At 61.9% G+C, this 575-nt stretch carries 1 protein-coding gene; it reads right to left on the reverse strand.

Annotated features, from left to right (window positions below; translation table 11 throughout):
* Positions 1-226: transposase (locus QSK31_RS48545; RefSeq protein ID WP_285692001.1), on the reverse strand; the 226-nt coding region annotated here is incomplete at its 3' end.
* Between the last annotated feature and the right edge of the window lie 349 nt (positions 227-575).

Here is a 575-nt window from a genome sequence, read left to right on the forward strand (position 1 = left end):
AGTAGACGGATTGCCAGGGCGGCAGGTCGTGGGGCAGGTGGCGCCAGGCGATGCCGGTGCGGTTGACGTAGAGGATGGCGTTGAAGATCTCGCGCATGTCGTGGGTGGCGACGCGGCCTTTGACGCCGGCGTCGGTGCGGGCTTGGCGCCATGCGGTCAGGCGGGGTTCGATCAGGGCCCAGCGGGCGTCGGACAGGTCGGACGGATAGGCGGCGCGGGCGGTCATGATGTCCAGGAAGGCTTTCGAGCAGGGCAGGACCACGGACGTCGGGTGCGTCGATATCCGTCCGAACCTGAACCAGACACGATCGAGGGAATGAACCGGGTTTATCGATTGACCACAGGGCGGACTTATCGCTGCTCAAGTGGGTGATTCGGACACGGAATCCAACTTGGCCCGGTGACTCTAAATCAGCTCTCACCTATCTGAACCAGAACCAAACGCCAGTCAGAGGGCATCTGATCCGTGAGTGCCGGATATCGTCTGCGATGTACCTGTTTAGTCGCGCCAGGTTTGGGTGGATTCTCCGGCCAGTCCGCGGGACATTGTGTTAGCCATGGCCCACAAGACCATG

The sequence above is a fragment of the Actinoplanes sp. NBRC 103695 genome (genome assembly GCF_030269485.1).
GTDB lineage: Bacteria > Actinomycetota > Actinomycetes > Mycobacteriales > Micromonosporaceae > Actinoplanes.